This window comes from Mycobacterium sp. SM3041 (assembly GCF_039668335.1).
Lineage (GTDB): Bacteria > Actinomycetota > Actinomycetes > Mycobacteriales > Mycobacteriaceae > Mycobacterium.
In genome coordinates this window covers 212,587-235,785 of sequence record NZ_JAYXBQ010000076.1, presented here as the reverse complement: position 1 = coordinate 235,785, position 23,199 = coordinate 212,587, and the positions used below count along the sequence as shown (strand labels likewise).

At 67.2% G+C, this 23,199-nt stretch carries 21 protein-coding genes; 8 read left to right on the top strand and 13 right to left on the bottom strand.

Features of this window, described 5'->3' with window-relative positions; genetic code table 11:
- Nucleotides 1–45: 45 nt before the first annotated feature.
- The 3 genes from VXD91_RS26665 to VXD91_RS26655 form a co-directional block, all read right to left on the bottom strand.
- A complete protein-coding gene (locus tag VXD91_RS26665; protein WP_318986076.1) occupies nt 46–1,170 on the bottom strand; it encodes an acyl-CoA dehydrogenase family protein in 1,125 nt (374 codons plus the stop codon).
- The gene (locus tag VXD91_RS26660; RefSeq protein WP_346416807.1) at nt 1,171–2,403 is read right to left on the bottom strand and encodes an acyl-CoA dehydrogenase family protein; all 1,233 of its coding nucleotides are present in this window, start codon (nt 2,401–2,403) and stop codon (nt 1,171–1,173) included.
- Between the two features lie 71 nt (nt 2,404–2,474).
- Nucleotides 2,475–3,143 carry a ScbR family autoregulator-binding transcription factor gene (locus VXD91_RS26655; RefSeq protein WP_346416806.1) on the bottom strand — a complete coding sequence of 223 codons (669 nt, stop codon included), beginning with the start codon at nt 3,141–3,143 and terminating at the stop codon, nt 2,475–2,477.
- Nucleotides 3,144–3,328: 185 nt separating this feature from the next.
- Here VXD91_RS26655 and VXD91_RS26650 point away from each other — a divergent pair, with 185 nt between their 5' ends.
- The gene (locus VXD91_RS26650) at nt 3,329–4,237 is read left to right on the top strand and encodes a hypothetical protein (RefSeq protein WP_346416805.1); all 909 of its coding nucleotides are present in this window, start codon (nt 3,329–3,331) and stop codon (nt 4,235–4,237) included.
- Nucleotides 4,238–4,248: 11 nt separating this feature from the next.
- On the opposite strand, the gene VXD91_RS26645 is transcribed toward VXD91_RS26650, so the two are convergent.
- Both VXD91_RS26645 and VXD91_RS26640 read right to left on the bottom strand, forming a co-directional pair.
- Complete coding sequence (locus VXD91_RS26645) at nt 4,249–6,135, bottom strand: EAL domain-containing protein (protein ID WP_346416804.1); 1,887 nt, start codon at nt 6,133–6,135, stop codon at nt 4,249–4,251.
- Nucleotides 6,136–6,446: 311 nt separating this feature from the next.
- Entirely contained in the window at nt 6,447–7,163 is a 717-nt protein-coding gene (locus VXD91_RS26640; RefSeq protein ID WP_346416803.1) for a hypothetical protein, read from the bottom strand.
- Nucleotides 7,164–7,543: 380 nt separating this feature from the next.
- Here VXD91_RS26640 and VXD91_RS26635 point away from each other — a divergent pair, with 380 nt between their 5' ends.
- A complete protein-coding gene (locus VXD91_RS26635; RefSeq protein ID WP_346416802.1) occupies nt 7,544–7,996 on the top strand; it encodes a MaoC family dehydratase in 453 nt (150 codons plus the stop codon).
- 39 nt (nt 7,997–8,035) lie between these two features.
- On the opposite strand, the gene VXD91_RS26630 is transcribed toward VXD91_RS26635, so the two are convergent.
- Nucleotides 8,036–9,232 (bottom strand): acyl-CoA dehydrogenase family protein, encoded by a 1,197-nt coding sequence (locus VXD91_RS26630; protein ID WP_346416801.1) that lies wholly within the window; start codon nt 9,230–9,232, stop codon nt 8,036–8,038.
- 123 nt (nt 9,233–9,355) lie between these two features.
- Here VXD91_RS26630 and fabG point away from each other — a divergent pair, with 123 nt between their 5' ends.
- From fabG to VXD91_RS26605, 5 genes are all read left to right on the top strand, one after another.
- Nucleotides 9,356–10,102: a 3-oxoacyl-ACP reductase FabG gene (fabG, locus tag VXD91_RS26625; protein ID WP_346416800.1), complete on the top strand. Its 747-nt coding sequence runs from the start codon at nt 9,356–9,358 to the stop codon at nt 10,100–10,102.
- Nucleotides 10,103–11,323, top strand: coding sequence for an acetyl-CoA C-acetyltransferase (locus VXD91_RS26620; RefSeq protein ID WP_346416799.1), 1,221 nt, complete (start codon nt 10,103–10,105; stop codon nt 11,321–11,323).
- A gap of 30 nt (nt 11,324–11,353) precedes the next feature.
- Complete coding sequence (locus VXD91_RS26615; protein ID WP_346416798.1) at nt 11,354–12,547, top strand: acyl-CoA dehydrogenase family protein; 1,194 nt, start codon at nt 11,354–11,356, stop codon at nt 12,545–12,547.
- Nucleotides 12,531–13,223: a GntR family transcriptional regulator gene (locus VXD91_RS26610; RefSeq protein ID WP_346416797.1), complete on the top strand. Its 693-nt coding sequence runs from the start codon at nt 12,531–12,533 to the stop codon at nt 13,221–13,223. The genes VXD91_RS26615 and VXD91_RS26610 overlap by 17 nt, the downstream gene beginning before the upstream one ends.
- 139 nt (nt 13,224–13,362) lie before the next feature.
- The gene (locus VXD91_RS26605) at nt 13,363–14,706 is read left to right on the top strand and encodes an MFS transporter (protein ID WP_346416796.1); all 1,344 of its coding nucleotides are present in this window, start codon (nt 13,363–13,365) and stop codon (nt 14,704–14,706) included.
- Nucleotides 14,707–14,708: 2 nt separating this feature from the next.
- Here the strand turns inward: VXD91_RS26605 and VXD91_RS26600 are convergent, their stop codons facing one another.
- Complete coding sequence (locus VXD91_RS26600; protein WP_346416795.1) at nt 14,709–15,152, bottom strand: nitroreductase/quinone reductase family protein; 444 nt, start codon at nt 15,150–15,152, stop codon at nt 14,709–14,711.
- On the bottom strand, nt 15,145–15,996 hold the full coding sequence (locus VXD91_RS26595) for an NmrA family NAD(P)-binding protein (protein ID WP_346416794.1): 852 nt from the start codon (nt 15,994–15,996) through the stop codon (nt 15,145–15,147). Before VXD91_RS26595 ends, VXD91_RS26600 begins: the two co-directional genes overlap by 8 nt.
- Nucleotides 15,997–16,087: 91 nt before the next feature.
- Between VXD91_RS26595 and sigI the strand changes: the two genes are divergently transcribed.
- Nucleotides 16,088–16,945, top strand: a complete 858-nt coding sequence (sigI, locus tag VXD91_RS26590) for an RNA polymerase sigma factor SigI (protein ID WP_346416793.1) — start codon at nt 16,088–16,090, stop codon at nt 16,943–16,945.
- A gap of 15 nt (nt 16,946–16,960) precedes the next feature.
- Here sigI and VXD91_RS26585 read toward each other — a convergent pair whose 3' ends face one another.
- From VXD91_RS26585 to VXD91_RS26565, 5 genes are all read right to left on the bottom strand, one after another.
- Nucleotides 16,961–18,643 (bottom strand): acyl-CoA synthetase, encoded by a 1,683-nt coding sequence (locus tag VXD91_RS26585; RefSeq protein ID WP_346416792.1) that lies wholly within the window; start codon nt 18,641–18,643, stop codon nt 16,961–16,963.
- Nucleotides 18,644–18,800: 157 nt separating this feature from the next.
- The gene (locus tag VXD91_RS26580) at nt 18,801–18,992 is read right to left on the bottom strand and encodes a YbdD/YjiX family protein (protein WP_346416791.1); all 192 of its coding nucleotides are present in this window, start codon (nt 18,990–18,992) and stop codon (nt 18,801–18,803) included.
- Nucleotides 18,938–21,220, bottom strand: a complete 2,283-nt coding sequence (locus VXD91_RS26575) for a carbon starvation CstA family protein (RefSeq protein ID WP_346416790.1) — start codon at nt 21,218–21,220, stop codon at nt 18,938–18,940. The genes VXD91_RS26580 and VXD91_RS26575 overlap by 55 nt, the downstream gene beginning before the upstream one ends.
- A gap of 44 nt (nt 21,221–21,264) precedes the next feature.
- Nucleotides 21,265–22,791 carry an ATP-dependent DNA ligase gene (locus VXD91_RS26570; protein ID WP_346416789.1) on the bottom strand — a complete coding sequence of 509 codons (1,527 nt, stop codon included), beginning with the start codon at nt 22,789–22,791 and terminating at the stop codon, nt 21,265–21,267.
- 35 nt (nt 22,792–22,826) lie between these two features.
- Entirely contained in the window at nt 22,827–23,189 is a 363-nt protein-coding gene (locus VXD91_RS26565; RefSeq protein ID WP_346416788.1) for a GatB/YqeY, read from the bottom strand.
- Nucleotides 23,190–23,199: the final 10 nt, after the last annotated feature.

The following is a 23,199-nucleotide window of genomic DNA, read 5'->3' as shown; positions in this document are numbered from 1 at the left end:
TGCATCCGCGTGACCGCGTGACCGCGGCCGACCGGCGGCGCGAGCTCAGCCGCGGGTCAGTTCGGCGTAGCGGGTCACGTGGTGGTCGGTGGAGCCGTATTCGTATTGCACGGCGGTCAGCCTCTTGAAGTAGTGGCCGATGGCGAGCTCTTCGGTCATGCCCATGCCGCCGTGCAGCTGGACGGCGTTCTGGCCGATGAAGCGCGCGGCGCGGCCGACGGTGGCCTTGGCCGCGGAAACCGCGCGTGCTCGGGTCTGCGCGTCAGCGCCCAGGTTCAGCACGGCCAGGTAGACCGCCGACACGGACTGTTCGAGCTCCATGTGCATGTCCACCATGCGATGCTGCAGTGCCTGGAAGCTGCCGATCGGCTGGCCGAACTGCTGGCGCTGCTTGGCGTATTCGACGGTGTCGGCCAACACCTTTCGCATGTTGCCGACGGCTTCGGCGCACACGGCGGCGGCGCCCTCGTCGCGCGCCTGGGCGATGGACGGCCAGGCGTCGCCTTCGGTGCCGAGGAGTGCGTCGCCCGGCAGTCGTAGTTCGCGCAGTTCCAGGTCGGCCGCGCGCCGGTCGTCGACGGTGCGGTAGCTGTGCATCGTCAGCCCGGCGCGGGGCTCGGACACGTCGACCAGGAACAGCGAGATGCCGCCGGCGGTCTGCGCGGTGACGAGCAGATGCGTGGCCAACGGCGCGTTGACCACCACGATCTTGTCGCCGCTCAGTACCCAGGCGTCGCCGTCGCGGGTGGCGGTGGTCTGGACGTCCTGCCAGCGGTCGCCACTGTGCGCCTCGGCTGCAGCGAGTGCGACAACCGCTGTGCCGGAGGCGATTTCCTCCAACACCGGGCCTGCCACCGGGCTACCGGATCGCAGCAGCAGGCCGCCGGCGACCACCGCGGTGTCCACGTACGGTTCGATGACCAGGGCGTGACCCAGCGCTTCGGCGATCAACATGACCTCGACGGGCCCGCCGCCGATGCCGCCGACGTCCTCGGGCAGCGCGGCGCCGAGGATGCCGAGTTCCTCGGCGAACGACCGCCAGATGTCGGGCTGCCAGCCCGGCCCGGATTTCGCTGCCGCACGGCTGGATTCGAGGTCGTACCGGCCGGCCAGGAACTTGGACAGGCCGTCCCGGAGAAGTTCCTGTTCCGCGGAGAAGGTGAAGTCCATTTACAGCCCCAATTCTGCTTTGGCGAGGATGTTGCGCTGAATTTCGTTGCTGCCGGCGTAGATCGACCCGGCGCGGTCGTTGAAGTAGCGCAGTGGCGCCACGGCCTGCCATGCCTCACCACTGACGTAACCGTCTGCGGGAGGGGTGAATTCGGCCACCGGACCACCGGGACGGGTGGCATGCGGCTGGTACGCCCGACCTCTGGGCCCGGCGGCCTCCATGGCCAGTTCGGTCAGGGTCTGGCTCAACTCCGTGGAGAGGACCTTGAGCATCGACGACGCTGCGCCCGGATGGCCGCCGCCGGCCAGCGCGGCCAGCACGCGGTATTCGAGTATCTCGAGCACTTCGGTACGAATCCGTGCATCGGCGAGCTTGCGCGAGAACGCGGCATCGTCGAGCAGCCGGCCGCCGTCGGGGCCCGGCGCCTTCGCCGCCGCCGCGGCGATGTCGTCGGCCAGCACCTGCAGGCCCGGGGCGGCTGCGCCGCCGCCGCGCTCGAACTCGAGCAGGTACTTCGCGACGGTCCAGCCGTCGTCGATCTGTCCGATGACATTGCTCTTGGGCACCCGGACCGCGTCGAAGAACACCTGGTTCTGGACCTCTTCGCCGGACGTCATCACCAGCGGCCGGATCTCGATGCCCGGTGTGCTCATGTCCATCAGCACGAAGGTGATGCCGTGTTGCTTCTTGGCGCTGCGGGTGGTGCGCACGAGCGCGAACATCCAGTTGGCCTCGGTGGCGTGGGTGGTCCAGATCTTGCTGCCGGTGCACACCAGGTCGTCGCCGTCGGAAACGGCGGCCATGGTCAGTGCGGCCAGGTCGGATCCGGCTTCGGGCTCGGAGTAGCCCTGGCAGAAGAAGACCTCGCCGGTCAGGATGCGGGGCAGAAAGTAGTCCTTCTGTTCCGGGGTGCCGAAGCGGATGATCGCATGCGCCACCATGCGGATACCCATGGGGGACAGGGACGGCGCCCCGGCCAGGGTCGACTCCCGGCTGAAGATGTAGTGCTGCGTCAAGCTCCAATCGCAGCCGCCGTATTCGACGGGCCAGGCCGGCGCTGCCCAACCGCGCTCGTGGAGGATGCGCTGCCAGGCGAGGCTCGCGTCGTGATCGCTGTACACGCTCGTCATCAGCCGCCCGGCTTCTCGGATGTCCGGTGTCAGATTTTCCTGCAGAAACGTGCGTACTTCATCGCGGAATGCCAGATCGCTGGCCGACCAATTGAGGTCCATGCAGACTCCTCTGTCGCTTGGGCTGATGGCAGCCTAGCAACAAAGAAGTGAACTTAGTTAGCGATGTGGACTCAGGGCGTGGCGGTGTGCTCCGTGATGTCGGTCTGTCGCGCGGATGCGGCCACCATGAAGTCGAGATGACGGTCGAGCGATTCCGCCGTCACGATCGCGGGCATCAGAACGCGCCACTGCTTGGTGAACCGGTCGCGGAGGTCGTCACCGTCGGAGGCGGCGCTGGACATCAACTCCGCGCCGAGGATCCACGCCACCAGCGTGTTGGCGACATCGGCCGGGTCCGCGCCGGGGCGCAGGTCGCCGTCCGTTTCGGCGCGTTTGATGTCCGAGGTGAACTGGTCGACGAAGTTGACGTAGCTGTGTCGCGCGGTCGGGTTGAACCCCGCGAACGTCCGCAGCAGTTTGGTTCCGGCCTGGGCCGTGCGGTTGGTCGCCAGCAGATCGCTGGTGATGAAGGTGCCGACGATCAGTGACTTCATCGCGCTGTGCTCCGAATCCCGTGCGGACTGGAACACGTTGTGCAGCAGGACCATTGCCTCTTCGATGATGACAGTGGCCAGTGCCTCTTTGGAATCGAAGTGGTAGTACAGCGCGCCCTTGGTCAGCTCGGCGCGTTCGATGATGTCAGCCAATCCAGCGGCGGGATAACCGATCTCGTTGATCAAATCGACAGCAGAGTCAATGATCTTGCGTCGGGTCACTTCGGATCGCGGCTGGCGCCCCATTCGTCGATCACCTTCCGTCAGCGCGCGTTCTGTGGCTAGCCCCCCGAATCATCCTAAGGGTGCCATAACGTAGGCCGTTGTTGGTGTCGTTCATTCCGAGAGTATGTAAAGTAGCCGAACGGCGAAATCGATCCCTGGCTGTCGGATTGTTGCAATTCGCTGCCGCTTAACTCAGGGATTTCAGGTTGGATTGGGACGCAGAAGTTGACGTGCTGTGTGTCGGCGCCGGTATCGGTGGCCTGGCGACAGCCATTGCCGCGGTCGACGCCGCCGCAGATGTGATGGTTGCCGGAGTGCTCCACGCCGATGATGGGCGTTGGCTGCGCGGCAACGATGTGCACTGCGTCACTCTGGGCGCCGCGCTCGACGCGCGGATCGACGAGTTCGGCGTACCGCGAGGGTTTCCCGACGACGAGCCGCCCGAGCCGGAAGCCGATGGGCCCAGCGAGGCCGAACCGGCCGAGCCGGACACCGACGAGCAGCTCGATGCGACCGCCGTCTATTTCGCCGCGGTCACCGCCGAAGTCGATGTCGACGCGAGCGCACCGCCGCCGCACGGCAGGTCGGTGCCCGCGCGTGCCGTACGCGAGCTGACGGAGTCCGAAACGCACACTCGCACCATCGAGACGTTCTTCGGCGCGGAACTGCTCGACTGGGCGCGGGTCTGCCTGGATTCGGCCACCGGCGCGCTCTACAGCACGGTTCGTGGCTGGTCCTCGGAAACCCTGCGCGATTCGGCGGGCAAGACGCTTCGAGTGGCTTCCCTCGGCGGCATCGAATGGCGCGCGGGTGACGGGCCGGACGAACTGTTCGACTGGCTGGCCGCGGCTGCTGCCGAACGCGACATCGCGGTGAGTGCGGCGAGCACGCTGCAGACGCTGCTCTTCGAAGACCGCCGAATCGTGGGAGCGGAACTGAACACGCCCGACGGACCGTACTTCGTCCGTGCGCGCCACGGCGTCGTGATCTCGCCCGACTTCACCGGCGGGGGCATACCCGCGGAGACCGATGCCCTGCCGGCCGGTGCCCTCGAGGTCTGTATCGTGGCACGGCCCGCCAGCAGATTCGCCCGCGTGGAACTGGTTGCGCGCTAGCGCTGTTCGCGTCACATCTCGCTGGTGAACCGGACCGGCACTCGTCCCTTGCGGTACAGCGTCGCCATCTGATCGCTCGGCAGTGGCCGCGACAGCAGGAACCCCTGCGCCCGGTGGCAGCCATGGCGCAGCAACGTGGTTGCGGCAGCTTTGGTTTCGACGCCCTCGGCGACGATCTGGAGGCCGAAGGAGTCGGCCAGCGCGATGATCGCCCGGACGATCGCCAGATCACCCGGGTTGGAGCCGAGGTCGGTCACGAAGCTGCGATCGATCTTGAGGATGTCGACCGGCAGCGACTTGAGGTGGGACAGCACGCTGTACCCGGTACCGAAGTCGTCGATCGCCAACCGAACCCCGGTTCTGCGGAGGTCGGCCAAAGTGGCGCGGGAGGATTCGCTGTCCTGCACGACGACGTTCTCGGTGATCTCCAGGCACACCGAGCCGCGGTCGAGCCCGAACTCGTCGAGGATGTCGGCCACCGACTCGGCGAAGCCGTCGGTGACCAGCTGGACCGGAGAGACGTTGACGCGCAACTCGAAATCGTCGCGGTCATCGGAATCGTCGCCGGATTTCGAGGCTCGGAAGTCCTCGCGCCACCGGGCGAACTCGCGACATGCCGTCCGCAGTACCCACCGGCCCAATTCGCCTGCCAGGTTGATCGATTCGGCGATACCGATGAATGCCGCCGGCGGCAGCAGCCCGCGGGTGGGGTGGTCCCAGCGCACGAGCGCTTCGGTGGCGAGCAGCTTGCCGGTGCGCATGTCGATTTCCGGTAGGTAGTTGAGCAGCAGCGCGCCGTTCTCGATGACGTCCTGCAGATGCAGCTCGATATCGTTGCGGTAGGCCGTTTCCAGCGACATCGCGGTGGTGAACACCGCAACGCGGTCCCCGCCGGCGGACTTCGCGCTCAAGACGGCCTGGTCGGCCCGGCGCAACAGGTCGGACGAGGTGTCGGAGCCCGGAATGCCCGAAGCGACGCCGACACTCACTGCTCGCGTGAGCCGTTCACCGTCGATCCAGACACGGCGCCGCAAGGAGTCCTGCAGCTGGTAGGCGAGTGCTTCGGCCTTGTCCGCGGATATCGGGTCTGCCGGGACGACGACGAACTCGTCACCGCCGAGCCGGGCGATCACGGTCTTGGCGTCGACCCCCTCGGTGAGGCGCTGGGCGAAGACGCGGATGAACGAATCACCCGCACTGTGCCCCAGGTAGTCGTTGATGGCCTTGAGCCGGTCGAGGTCGAAGAAGAGCGCGGTCACCGGGCCGGGTTGCCCCGGCTGCAACCGGGCATCGAGGTGGGCGATGAGAGCGCGCCGGTTGTTCAGGCCGGTCAGGTCATCGTGTTCGGCCAGATAACGGAGCTGCTCCTCGGCGAGTACCCGGGATTGGGCCTGGGTCAACAGCGAGGCGATGGCCTGCAGCGCGTTGATCTCCTCGGTGACCCATTCGCGGTTGCCGTACTTGACGAAGCCCAGTGCGCCGGTGGTGCGGTCGCCGGACACCAAAGGCGTTGCCGCGAGTGATATCTGGGGGACGTTGCGGTCCGCCGCGATGCGGCGCTGGTAGTCGTCCGAGTCCGGGTCGGGGCGCACGATGAGCGGTGTCTTGCGATGCTCGGTTTCGGCGAAGACCGGGTCGGCGTCGGCGAAGTACACCACGCGCAGGGGATCGGGGTCCGGAATCTCCGGCCGCACTGGCCATTCCGCGACGAGTATCGAGGCGCCGATCTCATGGTCATTGCGGCGCAGGAAGCTGACGTCGACCCCGAAGTGGTCGACGAGGATCTCCAGAACGTCCGTGTACACCTTGGTGGAGTTGCTGGAGTCCGCCGCCATCAGCCGCGTCGCAACCTCTGTGACCACACGATCCAGTGAAGGGGGAGACTCGTCGATGGACATGAGACGATCAGCTTAACCTGCGCTGACCTCAAGGCGGTGCTCCTGCGGTTCGGTACCGAAGCCGGTGGCGCGTCCGATATTCGGTGTACCAGGACCACCGTCTCGTCCCGGACTTTGCTGGTCGACGCGTGGAAGGTGTCCTGTAGTCGGCGGAGTTCGTCGGCGTACTTGCGAGAGAGTTCGCCGGGTGCGATCCGGCGGATGGCTGCCAAAACGGTTGCCGCTCCGACGGTTACGTTGCCGCCACGGCGAGCGAATGGGCGCTCAGGTGGCCCGGGCCGCGTCCGGCGGTGCCGATGCGACGGCGGCCGTCAACCGGCGACCAGCCTGGTTGATATCGCGTCGATCTCGTGCAGCGCCTTCGTAATCTGCTCCGGCTGAGAGTGATTGACCATGGTCCTGCGGTCCCACCACATCATCTTGGTGCGGTAGCGCTCGTCGGGGTATGGCGTGGCCGGGATGGGCGCCACCACGCCGCCACCGGATTTCCACAATTCCAGGACGTGCTGGGCTGCCGTGGCCATCACGAACTGCACGCCCATGACGCTGGTGGCGTGGTACGCGGTGCGGGCCAGGAGGTTGGTGATGGCGTGCTGGCCGGCGCGACTGTCGGACACCCACGCGGTTTTCATCTCCATGACGCCGAACGGCACCCGGTCGTTGATCATCTTGCGCACCATGGCCAGGCCCGGCCGGCCGGCCCACTCCACCACGGCATGAGAGTCCTCGGCACAGCCGAGCGGGGCCTTGGCGCGCAGTCCGCCGACCATGTTGTCCCGCCGGTCCAGGACCGTCCAGAACAGCGCGGTGTCCGCACCGTCGCGGATCGCGGCAGCGTCGACGACGGTTTCGACGCCGTGCCGGCGGTAACTCTGCTCGGCCGCATCCACGTAGCGGTTCCAGAGTTCCGGGTCGGTGTCGGGTTGCGACAGCACGACACTGCAATCCGTATCGGTGTCAGACCACGTGATGTTTTCGGGAAAACGAATATCGACGTTGGATTCGTATTCGGCATACTCCACCGACATCGTTGCCCCATTCGTTTTCAGCAGTCACTGCAACGTCAGTTGGCAGTCGGTTGCGGTAAACGCATCTCGCGCGGACTGCATTCCCTAATTCAGTATCGGGGTTGTTGGGGTCCTGCAGCCAGCTAGTGGTGAAACGTTGTCTGTCGGCCTTCGGCGGGCCGAAGAATTGGTCAAACCGAGTGTGCTGGTGCAATGGACGTTGGCAATCCCGGATATTGCTATATGTGCAGGTTAGCGTAGACGATGCCCCAAGATGGCGAACTTTGAGTGGCTAAGTAGGTGACATCGGCCGAAAATCTGTGCATTGTGCTGCCCTGACGGACGCGTTAGAAGTAATAGCGGTGCGGCCCGGGAAGCGGCCGCGCCCGGGAGGAGCAAGCGTGAAGGTCTTCGACAATCTGTCCGAGTTCGTCGCAGCAGCAGGTAGTCAGCTTGGGCCGACGGAGTGGATGGAAATCACCCAGGAGCGGGTGAATCTGTTCGCCGACGCCACCGACGACCACCAGTGGATTCACGTCGATCCTGAGCGCGCCGCGGCGGGCCCGTTCGGCGGCACAATTGCCCATGGTTTGCTGACGCTTTCACTGCTACCGCATTTCATGCACCAGCTCTATCGCGTCGACAACGTCGCATTGGCCGTCAATTACGGATATAACAAGGTGCGATTCATCACACCGGTCAAGGTCGGAGCAAACGTCCGCGCGGGCGCCGTCATTTCGAAAGTCGACGAGCTGGACGGTGCCGTTCAAGCAACCATGACAGTGACCGTCGAGATCGAGGGATCCGACAAACCGGCCGCGGTGGCCGAGTCGATCGTGCGAATCATCGGATGATTGCTGGCGGGTGACAGCGCGGGGCGCCGCGCTGTCCTGTCAGCGGCCCGAAGCCGAGCGCTGCGCCGCCTTCACCAGGCCGCCGCCGATGATCAACCGCTGAATCTCGCTGGTGCCCTCGTACAGCCGGAGCAGTCGGACGTCGCGGTAGATCCGTTCGACGGGGACGTCGCGCATGTACCCGCTGCCGCCGTGCACCTGCACGGCCAGATCGGCGACCTTGCCGACCATCTCGGTGCAGAACAGCTTCGCGGCAGACGGCGCGATGCGGCGGTCCGCGCCGCTGACCCACAATTGCGCCGCGTCACGCACCAGCGCACGGCCGGCCATGACGCCGGTCTGCATGTCCGCCAACATCGCCTGTACCAGCTGGAATTCGCCGATTGCGGTGCCGCCCTGGGTGGCGGTCGCGGCGTACGTGACGGACTCGTCGAGGGCACGTTGCGCCGCGCCCACCGAAACAGCCGCGATGTGCACCCGTCCCCGGGCCAGTGACGTCAGCGCCGCGCGGTAGCCGATGTCCTCGTTGCCGCCGATCAGGGCGTCCGGACCAACCCGCACGTCGTCGAACGTGACGTCGGAGGTCCAGGCCCCTTCCTGGCCCATCTTCGCGTCTTTCGGGCCGACCACGACGCCGGGAGCGTCGGCGGGGACGAGGAACACCGCGATGCCGGGTCCGTCGGCGTCGGCCGGCCGGGTCCGGGCGAACACCACGAACAGGTTGGCGGTCGGCGCGTTGGTGATGAACCGCTTGTGGCCGGTGATGATCCAGTCGTCCCCGTCTGCCACGGCCTTGGTGCGCAGGCCCGCGGGGTTGGAGCCGGCGCCGGACTCGGTCAACGCGAAGGACGCGACGCAGTCGCCGCCGGCGATCGGTTCCAGCCAGCGCTGCTTCTGGGTGTCGGTGCCGAAACCGACGAGCACCTGACCCGCGATGCCGTTGTTGGTGCCGAACATCGAACGCACCGCCAGCGTGGTGTAGCCCAACTCCATCGCCATCTCGACGTCCTGGACGAGATCGAGTCCCAGGCCGCCCCACTCCTGGGGGATGGCGTAGCCGAACAGCCCCATGTTCTTCGCCTGGTCGCGGATGTCGTCGGGCACCCGGTTCTCGTTCATGATCTCCAGCTCGCGCGGGACGACCGCGGTACGGACGAACTGGCGGGTCGCGTCGAGGATGTCGCGAAAGTCCTGACCGCTGACTTCTGCGGCGGGTGAACCGGCGGGTTCGGCCATGTCGGGTCTCCTTGCGCAGCACGAGGGGGCTTCTGGTTTGATGTCACAAATATCATATTTGAAGCATGAAACCGGTCGGCGGGCGCATGGCCGGGCTCAGTCGATCAGGAGGAGTGCACGACCATGCGGCTGCTGGACGGACGTATCGCGGTGATCACCGGCGGTGCTCAGGGGATCGGATACGCGATCGCGGAACGTTTCATCGCCGAAGGCGCCCGCGTCGTGATCGGCGACCTGAATCTCGACGCAACCGAGGCCGCCGTCGCCAAGCTCGGGGGTTCCGACGTGGCCAAGGCGGTCCGCTGCGACGTGACTTCGGCCGCCGACGTGCAGGGGTTGATCGACGCCGCCGTCGAGTTCGGCGGTCGCGGCACCATCGACGTCATGGTGAACAACGCCGGCATCACCCGCGACGCCACCATGCGCAAGATGACCGAGGAACAGTTCGACCAGGTCATCGACGTCCACCTGAAAGGCTGTTGGAACGGCACCCGGTTGGCCGCCGCCGTCATGCGGGAAGCGAAGAGCGGCGCCATCATCAACATTTCGTCGATCTCGGGCAAGGTCGGACTGGTCGGCCAGACCAACTATTCGGCGGCCAAGGCCGGCATCGTCGGTCTGACCAAGGCGGCCGCCAAGGAGGTCGCCCACCTCGGCGTGCGGGTCAACGCCGTGCAACCGGGATTGATCCGGTCGGCGATGACCGAGGCCATGCCGCAACGGATCTGGGACCAGAAGCTGGCGGAGATCCCGATGGGACGCGCGGCCGAACCCAGCGAGGTGGCGTCGGTGGTCGCGTTCCTGGCGTCGGACATGTCGTCGTACATGACCGGCTGCGTCCTGGAGATCACCGGGGGACGGCACATCTAGATGGCCGCGACCAGTCCTGTCATCTGCGCGCCGGTCCGCACCCCGATCGGCCGCTACGGCGGCATGTTCAAGTCGCTGACCGCCGTCGAGCTCGGCGTCGCGGCGCTGCAGGGTTTGTTGCAGCGCACCGGGATTCCGGCCGACGCGGTGCAGGACGTGATTCTCGGGCACTGCTACCCGTCGAGTGAAGCGCCGGCGATCGGCCGCGTCGTGGCGCTCGACGCCGGACTCCCGGTCACCGTCCCGGGCATGCAGGTCGACCGGCGCTGTGGGTCGGGACTGCAGGCCGTCATCCAGGCCGGTATGCAGGTGGCCAGTGGCGCAAACGATCTCGTGGTCGCCGGTGGTGCGGAGTCGATGAGCAATGTGGCGTTCCATTCCACCGACATGCGGTGGGGTGGCTCGCGTGGCGGTATCACGGTGCACGACGGCCTGGCTCGTGGCCGGACCACCGCCGGCGGCAAGAACCATCCGGTGCCGGGCGGCATGCTCGAGACCGCCGAGAACCTGCGCCGGCAGTACGCGATCTCCCGGGTGGAGCAGGACGCCCTTGCGGTGCGGTCGCACCAGAAAGCCGTTGCGGCGCAACGTAGTGGAGTGTTGGCCGACGAGATCGTCCCCGTGCTGGTGTCGTCCCGCGCCGGCGAACAGCTGATCGACACCGACGAACATCCGCGCGCCGACACCACCGTCGAGGCGCTCGGCAAGCTCAAACCCGTTCTGGGCAAGAGTGATCCGGATGCCACGGTGACGGCGGGAAACTCCAGTGGGCAGAACGACGCGGCGTCGATGTGCGTCGTGACCACCCCGGAGCGTGCGGCAGAACTGGGCCTGCAGCCGCTGGTCCGGCTGGTGTCGTGGGGCGTGGCCGGGGTACCCCCGAATGTCATGGGCATCGGGCCGGTGCCGGCCACCGAGGTCGCGCTGGCCAAAGCCGGTCTGGCTCTTGCCGATATCGATCTGATCGAACTCAACGAGGCCTTCGCCGCCCAGGCGTTGGCCTGCACCCGGGAATGGAAGTTCACCGATCGCGACTGGGAACGCACGAACGTGCGTGGCTCGGGTATCTCGCTCGGTCATCCCGTCGGAGCGACCGGCGGCCGGATGCTCGCGACCCTGGCCCGCGAACTGCACCTGCGGGATGCCCGCTATGGGCTGGAAACCATGTGCATAGGAGGCGGCCAGGGGTTGGCCGCCGTATTTGAACGGATCGAGTCATGACGGACAGCGAGAAGCGAAGCGGGACCGCGCATGAGTAAGTTGGCCCAGACCGCCGGTCTCACCGAGGTGCAGCGCGAAATCATCGCCACCGTAAGGCAATTCGTCGACCGGGAGATCATTCCGGTGGCCCAGGAGCTGGAGCACTCGGACTCCTACCCGCAGGCGATCGTCGATCAGATGAAGGACATGGGTCTGTTCGGCCTGATGATCCCGCAGGAGTACGGCGGTCTCGGCGAGTCACTGCTGACGTACGCGCTGTGCGTCGAGGAACTCGCCCGGGGCTGGATGAGCATCTCGGGCGTCATCAACACCCACTTCATCGTCGCCTACATGATCCGCCAGCACGGCACCGAGGAACAGAAACAGCGCTACCTGCCCCGGATGGCGACCGGCGAGGTGCGCGGCGCCTTCTCGATGTCCGAGCCGGAACTGGGTTCCGACGTCGCCGCGATCCGCACCAGGGCCACCCGGGACACCGACGGCGGCTACACCATCACCGGCCAGAAGATGTGGCTGACCAACGGCGGCAGCTCGACTCTGGTTGCGGCACTTGTGAAAACCGACGAGGGCGCGGACAAGCCGCACCGCAACCTGACCGCGTTCCTGGTCGAGAAACCGACCGGCTTCGGGGAAGTCAAACCCGGCCTCACCATCCCGGGCAAGATCGACAAGCTCGGTTACAAGGGCATCGACACCACCGAGCTCATCTTCGACGGCTACCGCGCCGGCGCCGACGACGTCCTCGGCGGCAAGCCCGGCTCGGGCTTCTTCCAGATGATGGACGGTATCGAGGTGGGACGGGTCAACGTGTCCGCGCGGGCCTGTGGTGTCGGCATCCGCGCCTTCGAACTGGCCGTGCGCTACGCCCAACAGCGCGAGACGTTCGGCAAGCCGATCGCCGATCACCAGGCCATCGCCTTCCAGCTCGCCGAGATGGCCACCAAAGTCGAAGCGGCACATCTGATGATGGTCAACGCCGCCCGGCTCAAGGACTCGGGCGAGCGCAATGACGTTGCGGCCGGGATGGCGAAATACCTTGCCAGTGAGTTCTGTTCGGAAGTCACCCAGCAGAGCTTCCGCATCCACGGCGGTTACGGCTACTCGAAGGAGTACGAGATCGAACGACTCATGCGGGACGCGCCGTTCCTGTTGATCGGCGAGGGCACCAGCGAAATCCAGAAGACCATCATCAGCAAGAACCTGCTCAATGAATACCGCATCTGAGCCCCAATTTGCCGCGCCCGCACAGCTTTCCCACGACGTGGCGCGGTATGTGCGCCGCCGCATCTTCAATGGCGGATTCCCGGCAGGGGAGTACTTGCGGCTGGATCAGCTGGCCACCGAGCTGGGCGTCAGCGTCACCCCGGTCCGGGAGGCACTGCTGAACCTGCGGGCCGAAGGGCTGTTGGTGCAGCATCCGCGACGCGGCTTCATGGTGCTGGAGGTGACCGCCCGTGACGTCGCCGACGTGGCCATGGTGCAGGCGTTCGTCGGTGGGGAACTGGCAGCTCGCGCCGCCGAGAACATCACGGCCGACCAGATCGCCGAGCTGACCCGGATCCAGGACGCGCTGGAGCAGGCCTACCAACACACCGACGTCGACCGCATGGTGCAGCTCAACCACGAGTTCCACCGGCTGATCAACGTCGTCGCCGATTCACCCAAGCTGACCCAATTCATGTCAGGCATAACCCGTTACGCGCCCGAAGCGGTGTTCCCGACGCTGGAGGGCTGGCCGGATCTGTCGATCCGGGACCACCGCCGCGTGATCGCCGCGCTGCAGGCCGGCGACGGTGACGCGGCCCGAACGGCGATGGCCGAACACTTCGAGGTCGGCGTGGCACCCCTGACCGAGCACCTGTGCGAACGCGGGGTGATCCGCGAGCGCAAAGCCGACTGAGCCGGCGCCGCCCAAGGGTACGGTCGGTGTGAATCTGTGAATCGTGCAAGGAAAACGGCGCTGTGACCGGATCCCGTTCCGTACCGTCGGTTCGCCGCAATGATGTGCCCACACCCGTTGCCCACCGATGGAGAGCAGCATGACCGCATTGACCGAAGACGCACCGACGCCGTCGGGCCGCGCAGCGACCCGTCGCGCGATCTGGAACACGATCCGGGGGTCATCGGGCAACCTGGTCGAGTGGTATGACGTCTACGTCTACACCGTCTTCGCCACCTACTTCGAAAACCAGTTCTTCGACAAGGCCGACCAGAATTCGACGATCTACGTGTACGCGATATTCGCGGTCACGTTCATCACCCGGCCGATCGGCTCGTGGTTCTTCGGCCGCTTCGCCGACCGCCGGGGGCGCCGCGCCGCCCTGATAGTCAGCGTTTCGCTGATGGCCGCCTGCTCGATGGTCATCGCGCTGGTTCCGTCGCGGGCCAGCATCGGTGTCGCGGCGCCGATCATCCTGATCATCTGCCGGCTGGTGCAGGGCTTCGCCACCGGGGGCGAGTACGGCACATCCGCGACCTATATGTCGGAGGCGGCGACCAGGGAACGACGCGGGTTCTTCTCGTCGTTCCAGTACGTGACCCTGGTCGGTGGGCACGTGCTCGCGCAATTCACCTTGCTCATCATCCTCACGGCGCTGAGCACCGCGCAGGTGAGCGAATTCGGCTGGCGCATCGGGTTTGCCGTGGGCGGTGTCGCGGCGGTCGTGGTGTTCTGGCTGCGGCGCAGCATGGACGAGTCGCTGTCCACGGAGACCCTGAAAGCGGTCCAGGAAGGAAAGGACGCGCGCGCCGGTTCGCTGCGTGAACTGTTCACGCGTTACTGGAAGCCGTTGCTGCTGTGCTTCCTGATCACGCTGGGCGGCACCGTCGCGTTCTACACGTACAGCGTCAATGCGCCGGCGATGGTGAAGGCGACCTACAAGAGCCAGCCCATGACCGCGACCTGGATCAACCTGCTCGGGCTGATCTTCCTCATGCTGATCCAGCCGATCGGCGGAATGATCAGCGACCGGGTGGGCCGCAAACCCCTGCTCCTGTGGTTCGGATTCGGCGGTGTGGTCTACACGTACGTCCTCATCACCTACCTGCCCCAGACGCGCTCGCCGATCATGTCGTTCCTGCTGGTGGCCGTGGCGTACGTCATTCTCACCGGGTACACGTCGATCAACGCGCTGGTGAAGTCCGAATTGTTCCCGGCCCACGTGCGGGCGCTGGGCGTCGGCGTCGGCTACGCGCTGGCCAATTCGATCTTCGGCGGCACCGCGCCCCTGATCTACCAGACTCTCAAGGCCCGGGGTGAGGTGCCGCTGTTCATCGTCTACGTCACCGTCTGCATCGCGGCGTCGCTGCTGGTGTACCTGTTCTTCTTGAAGAACAAGTCCGACACCTATCTCGACCACGAACAGGGCAGCGCGTACCGCTGAGATCAGCCCAGCGGGTCGAACCGGAAGACCGCGAGTCTGCCTGCCAGCGACTCGAATTCGTCGGGTGTGCCCTCGGTGACCATGCCGGAACTCTTGGCGAATTTCACGCCGACGGGTACCTGCACCGGGAACTCACGCAGCACGGGCCGCGCTTCGTCGACGGTCAACTCGGTGATCTTCACCGGCCGCGACTTGCGGCCCCGTGTCAACGTGCCGGTGCCGGCGGCGCGGGCGTTGAGGGCCCAGTGCGCGCCTGGATAGCCGGCCACGGCGTACATCTCGCCGTGCACGACGAACGGTGTCATCGGGGTGCTGCGCGGCGTGCCGGTCTTGCGGCCGGGCACGGTCAACACCATCGCGGGGCCGACGGGGATGCCGAGCTTCCCCACGGCGACAACGACTTTGTTCATCGGTTTGAGGTAACGCGGCGGTCGCGGATCAGACATGGCTGGTCTCCCATCGTGGGGTGAAGGCGCCGCGGTGCTGAGCGACCCACGCGGCGAACGTCTGGGCCGGGCGGCCGAGGATGCGCTCCACCTCGGCGCTGACCGGCGCTGGGGCATCGACGGTTTCGGCGAGCAGCGCGGTGTACGCGGTACCGAACTCGGCGGGGAAGCCGATGGCGACGAACCGCTCACGGACCTGCTCGACCGAGATTTCCTGGTAGCGCAGGTCGCGCCCCAGCACGTCCCCGACGATGGCGAGCAACTCGGCGTTGGTGAGCGCCTGCGGCCCCGTCAACGGAATCTTGCGGCCGTTGAGGTCGTCGGTGAGCAGGGCGTGTGCGGCGACGGCCGCGATGTCGGCTTCGACGATGGGCGCGCTCGAGGCCTCGGCATAGGGTCCGGCCACGACATCGCCGGCCTGCAGCTGCCCGGCCCACATGCCGATGAAATTGGTGGCGAACAATGCCGGCCGCAGGCTCACCCACGGCAGTCCCGAGTCGACAGCCAGTTGTTCGACCTCCCTGTTGCGGTCGCCCCGCAGTCGCGACGGCTGCCGGGTGAAGTCTTCGTCGACGTTCATCGCGGACAGTGCGACCAGCTTGGCGCCGGAATCTTTCGCGGCGTCGACCGTCCACGCCAGGTCCGGACCGAGGGCACGGGAATTGAGGAACACCGCGCTCGCGCCGGCGATGCCGTCCCGGACGGACGCGACGGCCTCGACCCCGGCCGGGAACTGTGGCGACGGATTACGGGTGACGGCACGGACTTTCACGCCCGCGGCGCGCAATTGTTCGACGAGGGGGCGACCGACGTTGCCGGTGGCCCCGGTGATGAGAATGGTCATGAATCAAGGACGGAGTACCGGACGGGAAAGTTACGACCCGCGGGATGCGGCGGTGCGGTAACTTTTCACCACCCTGGATCGTCTTCAACTGATGACAGAAACCACTGAATTCACCACGGCGTGGCGCCACCACCATCCGTATCTGGTCAACCTCGCGTACCAGATGCTCGGTGACGTCGGCGATGCCGAAGACGTTGCGCAGGAAGCGTTTCTGCGACTGTCCCGGACAGAGCCCGGCGAGATCGAGGATGTCCGCGCGTGGTTGACGACGGTTGCCGGTCGGCTGTGCCTCGACCTCGTGCGGTCGGCGCGGGCACGCCGCGAACAACCGACCGAGCAGGATGAGATGCCGCCACTGGCGTCGAATGAGCCGGACCCGGCCGACCGCGTCACCCTCGACGACGAGGTGTCGAGTGCCCTGATGCGGGTGCTGCGGCAGTTGAGTCCTGGTGAGCGCGTGGCGTTCATCCTGCACGACGTGTTCGGTGTCCCGTTCGAGTCGATCGCCGAGACCGTCGGCCGCCCGGTCGGCACGTGCCGGCAGCTCGCCCGCCGGGCCCGGACGAAAGTGGCGGGTACCGACGTGCGCGCCGACGACGTCGAGGCGGCCGAACATCAACTGGTCACCGAGAAGTTCATCACCGCCTGCGCCGGCGGCGACGTGCGGGCGCTGGCCGCGGTGCTGGACGCGTCGGTCTGGGGCGTCGGCACGGTGCTGAGCGATCCGCCGATCCCGCCGATCGTCAACCACGGACCGCAGCGGGTCGCCGAGAATCTCATGCTGTACCTCGGGCCGGGGACCACCGTGGTCGCCGGGCCGCTCGGCCAGCCCGTCCTGCTGGCGTTCGCGAACCGGCAGCTTTTCGCGGTGGTGGTCCTGACGATTCGCGACGGACTCGTCGCCAAGATCGAGGCGACCGCCGATCCGCTGGCCCGGTTCGGGGCGTGAGATTTCCCGCGAGACTCAGTCCTGCAGCGCCTGCTCCTTGGCCCAGCGGTAGTCGGCCTTGCCGGCCGGGCTGCGGACGATGGTCGGGCGGAACACGATGGCCTTCGGCAGCTTGTAGCGCGCAATGGATTCCGCGGCGTGCTTGATGAGCTCGGCGGCGTCGGCCTCGGCGCCGTCGGCGAGCGCCACGACCGCGACCACCTCGTTGCCCCAGCGCTCGCTCGGGCGTCCGGCGACGACGACGTCGACCACGGACGGGTGCGAGGCGATGGCGGACTCGACTTCTTCGGCGAAGATCTTCTCGCCGCCGGAGTTGATGGTCACCGAGTCGCGGCCGAGCAGTTCGACGGTGCCGCCCTCGAGCAGCCGGGCGCGGTCGCCCGGCACCGCGTACCGGATGCCGTCGATCACCGGGAAGGTCTTGGCCGTCTTGGCGGCGTCGCCCTTGTAGCCGAGCGGCACGTAGCCCTCCTGCGCCAGCCAGCCGTTGCCCTCGTGGCCGGGGGCCAGCAGCGAGGTGAAGTCCTCCGAGACGATCCGGGTGGCCGGACCGGCGGTGAAGGTGCCGCTGGACACGTTGGCCTTGGTCGACACGTGCGACATCTGCGCGCCGGTTTCCGACGAACCGACGCCGTCGATCACCATGGCGTTCGGCAGTGCGGCGACGAGCCGGCCCTTGACGGCCGGTGTGAACAGGGCGCCGCCGTTGGCGACGACGACCAGCGACGTCGGGTCGTGGGTGCCGTCGGCGATGGCTTCTTCGATGGCGGTGACCAGAGGCCGGGCCATGGCGTCACCGACGACCGTCGCGATCGCGATCTTCTCGCGGGCGATGGTCTCGACGATCTCCTTGGCGTTGAAGCCCTCGACCTCCTTGGCGAACACGATGGTCTGGCCGTTGTTGATGCCCGTCATCACGCCCCACTGCGCGGCGCCGTGCATGAGCGGCGGCAGGATCATCATCCGCATCTCGGCGGCCGCCGCGGCCCGGTCGACGATCTCCTGGACCGAGTGCGCCGGCTCGCCCGTCATCGCGTTGCGGCCGCCGAACGAGGCCATGAAGATGTCGTGCTGGCGCCACAGCACGCCCTTGGGCATACCGGTGGTGCCACCGGTGTACAGCACGTAGAGGTCGTCGGGCGACGGCGTCACCGGCGGCGGCGGGACGTCGGTGTTCACGATGGTCTCGTAGTCGACGGCACCGGGCAGCAGGTCGTTGCCCGAACCGTCGGCGATCTGGATCAGCACCTTGAGGTTCGGCAGCTCCGGCAGTACCTCGGCCAGCGTCGGCGCGAATGCGGCGTGGTAGATCAGGGCCGAGGCACCCGCGTCGTTCAACAGGTACTGCAGCTCGGCCTTGACGTAGCGGTAGTTGACGTTGAACGGCGCCACCCGGGCCCGGAACGCACCGAGCAGGGATTCGACGAACTCGGGGCCGTTGTACGCATAGATGCCCACCAGGTCCTGGCCGACTTCGTGGCCGGCCAGCTGAGCGCGCTCGGTGTGCACCCCCAGGCCCTGCGCGTGCAGGTAGGCGGCGAGCCGGTTGGCGCGGGTGACAACCTCGGCATAGGTGAAGCGGCGATCGCCCTGAATGATCAGGGTGCGGTCCGGGATGGCTGCAGCGACGGCGTCGGTGACGTCGGAAACCGTGAACAGCACGTTTCTCCTAAGGCTGGTGGGGCAACAACTGGACATCTGTCCATACACTCATTTAGTACCACGGAGTGAGGATCGTCTCTTTTGGTACCACCCTGTGAGGTGCCGACAGCGGTGTGCGTCCACTGTGCGGGCGGTTGTGCAGACGGTCATTGCGCACCGGTCTGACGATCAGCTGTTCACCCGGCGGGCTCGATCAGCAGCAGCGGCCCTGTGGATTGCGGTCCGCGGCGCGGTGCCGCGCCTTCCAGTACTCGCGCTCGGACAGCACCGGCTCGCCCGGATGTGTGCGGCGGCGGTGCTCCAGGTACCGCGCGTAGTGGTTGTCGCCCATCAATGATGACCAGTACCAACGGGCCTGGCGGGCGAGCTCGGCAGCGCGTCCCATTGCTTCTGCACCTCCTTCTCGACGTCGGTCGCGAAGAGGCCGCGCGGGGCGAACCGCCGTGACGGCACCGGCTCGTCGTCGGTGAGTGGCCGGCCGCCGCCGCGGATGGCTTGCAGGGCGACGACGATGCCGACGACCACGACGACCACCACCAGCAGCGCGAACACGATGGACAGCGTGCCCTGGATGAAGGTGTTGCGGATGACCGCGTCGATCTGGTCGGGGTTCTTCGCGGAGCCGAAGCTCGTCCTGCCGGCCGCCTTGGCCGCCAGGTACTGCGAATGCTGTTGCCAGTAACCGATTTTGGGGTCGTGGGAGAAGATCTTCTGCCAGGACGCGGTGAGCGTCACCAGGGCGTCCCAGAACAGCGGCAGCCCGGGAATCCAGGCCCATTTCAGCAGCCCCTTCTTGATCACCACGACGGTGACGACCGTCAGCGCGATGGCCGCGAGCAGCTGGTTGGCGATACCGAACAACGGGAACAGCGTGTTGATGCCGCCCAGCGGATCCGTGACGCCCATCAGCAGGATGCTGCCCCAGCCCGCGACGACCAGCAGGCTGCAGGTCCACGCGCCGATGCGCCAGCTGGGATCGCGCAGCTTCCGCAGCGGCCCGCCGAGATTGCCGAGGGCATCGGACAGCATGAAGCGCGCGACGCGGGTGCCCGCGTCGACGGTGGTGAGGATGAACAGCGCCTCGAACATGATCGCGAAGTGGTACCAGAAGGCCTTCATGCTCGACCCGCCGAACACCTGGTGCAGTACTTCGGACATGCCGAGCGCGAGCGTCGGCGCGCCGCCGGTACGCGAGACGACCGAGTGCTCACCGACATCGGTGGCCGCGGCGGTGATCTGCTGCGCGGTGATCGGATCGCCCGACAGCCCCAGCCCGTTGGCATACGTCGCGGCCGTGGCCGCGCTGGTCCCGGTCGCCGCACCAGGGGAGTTGATGACGAAGTACAGGTGCTGGTTGAGGATCGCCGCGGTGATGAGCGCCATGATCGCGACGAACGACTCGGTCAGCATGCCGCCGTAGCCGATGAGCCGCGTCTGCCCTTCCTTTTCCAGCAGCTTCGGCGTCGTGCCCGAGGAGATCAGGGAGTGGAATCCCGACAGCGCGCCACACGCGATGGTGATGAACAGGAACGGGAACAGCGCGCCGGCGAACACCGGACCGTCGGCCCGGGTGGCGAACTGCGACACCGCCGGTGCCGACATGACCGGGTGGGCGATGAGGATGCCGACGGCCAGCAGCGAGATGGTGCCGACCTTCATGAACGTCGACAGGTAGTCGCGCGGCGCCAGCAGCAGCCACACCGGCAGCACCGAGGCGGCCAGGCCGTAGATGATGATGCACCACGACAGCGTCACCTTCGACAGCGTGAACCAGTCTGCACCCCAGGATGTTTCGGCGACCCAGCCGCCGGAGACCACCGCGAGCAGCAGCAGCGCGACGCCGATGAGCGTCACCTCGGACACCCGGCCGGGCCTCAGGTACCGCAGGTACAGCCCCATGAAGATCGCGATCGGAATGGTCATCGCGATGGAGAACACGCCCCACGGGCTCTCCGCGAGCGCGTTGACCACGACGAGGGCCAGGACCGCCAACAGGATCACCATGATCACCAGCACCGCGACGATCGCGGCGATGCCGCCGATGGGGCCGAGTTCGTCACGCGCCATCTGGCCCAGGGACCGGCCACGCCGCCGCGTCGAGATCACCAGCACCAGGTAGTCCTGCACGCAACCGGCGACGACAGCGCCGACGATGATCCAGATGGTCCCCGGCAGGTAGCCCATCTGCATGGCCAGCACCGGGCCGACCAGTGGGCCGGCGCCCGCGATGGCCGCGAAATGGTGACCGAACAGCACCCGGCGGTCGGTCGGCATGTAGTCGGTGTCGTTCTCGAGAAGCTCGGCCGGGGTGGCGTGATCGTCACGGGGTTTGACGATCTTCATCTCGATCAGCCGCGCGTAGAACCGGTATCCGATGACGTAGGTACAGATCGCGGCGATGACGAACCACACCGCGTTGACCGTCTCGCCACGGGCGAAGGCGATGACGGCCCACGCCACCGCGGCGAGCAGCGCGATGACGCCGAAGATCACCCGGTGCCGGGCGGTGATGGGCGAGCGGTCGATGATCGCGACCGGCGGCAGTTCCGGGTCGGTACGCACGTAGGTGACGTCACCGACGGACTCGTCGGGGTGCGCGGTGGTTGGTGACATGCCCCACATCCTGTCATCGGTGGCTGCGGATCGCGGGGTAACCCTCAGCGTTCGTACAGCGACCGCACGGTGTCGATCGTGTCGGCCTCCTCGGGCCGCTTGTCGTCGCGGTAGCGCAGCACGCGGGCGAAGCGCAGCGCAATCTTGCCGGGGTAGCGGCTCGAACCCTGCACGCCGTCGAACGCGATCTCGACGACCTGCTCCGGCCGCAGTCGCACGACGTAACCGTCCATCGGGCCATCGGCCAGTTCGGTGAACCGCGCGGTCTGCCAGTCCAGCATGGCGTCGGTCATGCCCTTGAACGTCTTGCCCAGCATGACGTAGCCACCGGTGGCCGGATCCCGCGCTCCCAGATGGATGTTCGACAACTTGCCGGTGCGCCGTCCGGAACCCCACTCGACCGCGAGCACCACCAGATCCAGCGTGTGGACCGGCTTGACCTTCAGCCAGCCGGCGCCGCGCCGGCCCGCCTCGTACGGCGACGCCGGGTGCTTGGCCATCACGCCTTCGTGGCCGGCGGCCAGGGTGTCGTCGAGGAACTGCTGGGCGACAACCGAATCGGAGGTGACGCAGCGCCGCACCCGGAGCGGCTCGGGGACGACGTCGTCGAGCGCTTGGCGGCGCTGCTCGGCAGGCTGGTCCAGCAGGTCGGTGCCGTCGCGGTGCAGGATGTCGAAGAAGTACACCGAAAGCGGTTGCGCGCCATCATCGGAACGTTTGCCGATGCGGGAGGACGTCACCTGGAACCGGTGTGGGCGGCCGTCGGGCCGCATGGCGATGGCCTCGGCATCCGCGATCAGGTCGGTCACCGGCAGGGCCAGCACCGCGCGCACCACGTCGGGCACCCGGGCCGTGATGTCGTCGAGGCTGCGGGTGTACACCGACACCTCGGTGCCGGACCGGTGAATCTGCAGCCGGACGCCGTCGAGTTTCGTCTCGAATATGGCCGCGCCACCGAGCTTTTCGAGGGCGTCGCGGACATCGGTGGCCGTCTGCGCCAGCATGGGACCGACCGGGCGGCCCACCGTGAGGGTGAATCGCTGCAGGCCGGCGGCGCCGTCGGACAACACGGCCGCCGCGACCGCGGCCAGGTCGCCGCTGAGCATCGCGGCGCGGCGCACGTCGGCAGCGGCGATGCCCGCGGCCTTCGCGACGGCGTCGGCCATCACCCCGGCCAACGCGCCCTGGCGCAGCCCGCCGCTGAGCAGCCCGCGCAGAAAGGTCTGCTCGACCGCGGTGGCTGCCCCGAACAAGCCGTGCAGCAGCGCGGTGCGGGCGGCACCCGAGCCGGGACCGGCCACCGCCTTGATGGCCGTGAGTGCGGCGTCGACCTCCGTGACCGTCAGCGTCGCGTCGCTGTCGCTCGGCGGTGGCAGCGAGCGCAGCGCCGCCCAGCCGACCCCGATCTGCCGTTGCGGCAGCTCGCCGGAGAGCCAATGCACGACGATGGCGACGGTCGCCGGATCATCGGCCGCGCCGCCGAGGAGGGCGGCGATGCGGCTGATCTTCGCGGACCGGGCCGACACCGCACCGACCTCGGCTGAGGCCGTCGCGACGTCGGAGAGGAGCACGACCCCAGCTTGGCACGGGGTACCGACAATGGTGTTCAGTCGGCGCCGAGGAGCTCACGCAGTACGTCGGCCTCGGCCTCGACTTGCGCGGCACGGTCGTCGTGGCCGACCGACCGCAGCTGTTCAGCCGCGGCGCGGCGCTCGTCTACCTCGGTTTCGATCAGCTCCCGAATCTGGCCATCGGTGAGGCGCCGGCGGGCGACCTCCGCGGCGCCGAGACCGTGGGCGCTGTCGGCGATCGCGCCGGCGCGTGGCAACGGCACGTCCGGGGTCTCGGCGTTGTCGATGGCGCTGAGAGCGCTGCGGAGCGCCGCGGTCGAGGCGGTGTCCTTCGCCTTGCGTGCCGCGACCAGCCGGGCCCGCAGGCCGGCGCGCCATTGTTGGGCGGGTTCGGTCATCCGGTCACCG

Coding starts and splice junctions, on each gene's coding strand:
- VXD91_RS26665 (WP_318986076.1), bottom strand. CDS start 1,170: ATGGACTTCACCTTCTCCGCGGAACAGGAACTTCTCCGGGACGGCCTG.
- VXD91_RS26660 (WP_346416807.1), bottom strand. CDS start 2,403: ATGGACCTCAATTGGTCGGCCAGCGATCTGGCATTCCGCGATGAAGTA.
- VXD91_RS26655 (WP_346416806.1), bottom strand. CDS start 3,143: ATGGGGCGCCAGCCGCGATCCGAAGTGACCCGACGCAAGATCATTGAC.
- VXD91_RS26645 (WP_346416804.1), bottom strand. CDS start 6,135: ATGTCCATCGACGAGTCTCCCCCTTCACTGGATCGTGTGGTCACAGAG.
- VXD91_RS26640 (WP_346416803.1), bottom strand. CDS start 7,163: ATGTCGGTGGAGTATGCCGAATACGAATCCAACGTCGATATTCGTTTT.
- VXD91_RS26630 (WP_346416801.1), bottom strand. CDS start 9,232: ATGGCCGAACCCGCCGGTTCACCCGCCGCAGAAGTCAGCGGTCAGGAC.
- fabG (WP_346416800.1), top strand. CDS start 9,356: ATGCGGCTGCTGGACGGACGTATCGCGGTGATCACCGGCGGTGCTCAG.
- VXD91_RS26620 (WP_346416799.1), top strand. CDS start 10,103: ATGGCCGCGACCAGTCCTGTCATCTGCGCGCCGGTCCGCACCCCGATC.
- VXD91_RS26615 (WP_346416798.1), top strand. CDS start 11,354: ATGAGTAAGTTGGCCCAGACCGCCGGTCTCACCGAGGTGCAGCGCGAA.
- VXD91_RS26610 (WP_346416797.1), top strand. CDS start 12,531: ATGAATACCGCATCTGAGCCCCAATTTGCCGCGCCCGCACAGCTTTCC.
- VXD91_RS26605 (WP_346416796.1), top strand. CDS start 13,363: ATGACCGCATTGACCGAAGACGCACCGACGCCGTCGGGCCGCGCAGCG.
- VXD91_RS26600 (WP_346416795.1), bottom strand. CDS start 15,152: ATGTCTGATCCGCGACCGCCGCGTTACCTCAAACCGATGAACAAAGTC.
- VXD91_RS26595 (WP_346416794.1), bottom strand. CDS start 15,996: ATGACCATTCTCATCACCGGGGCCACCGGCAACGTCGGTCGCCCCCTC.
- sigI (WP_346416793.1), top strand. CDS start 16,088: ATGACAGAAACCACTGAATTCACCACGGCGTGGCGCCACCACCATCCG.
- VXD91_RS26585 (WP_346416792.1), bottom strand. CDS start 18,643: ATGTCCAGTTGTTGCCCCACCAGCCTTAGGAGAAACGTGCTGTTCACG.
- VXD91_RS26580 (WP_346416791.1), bottom strand. CDS start 18,992: ATGGGACGCGCTGCCGAGCTCGCCCGCCAGGCCCGTTGGTACTGGTCA.
- VXD91_RS26575 (WP_346416790.1), bottom strand. CDS start 21,220: ATGTCACCAACCACCGCGCACCCCGACGAGTCCGTCGGTGACGTCACC.
- VXD91_RS26565 (WP_346416788.1), bottom strand. CDS start 23,189: ATGACCGAACCCGCCCAACAATGGCGCGCCGGCCTGCGGGCCCGGCTG.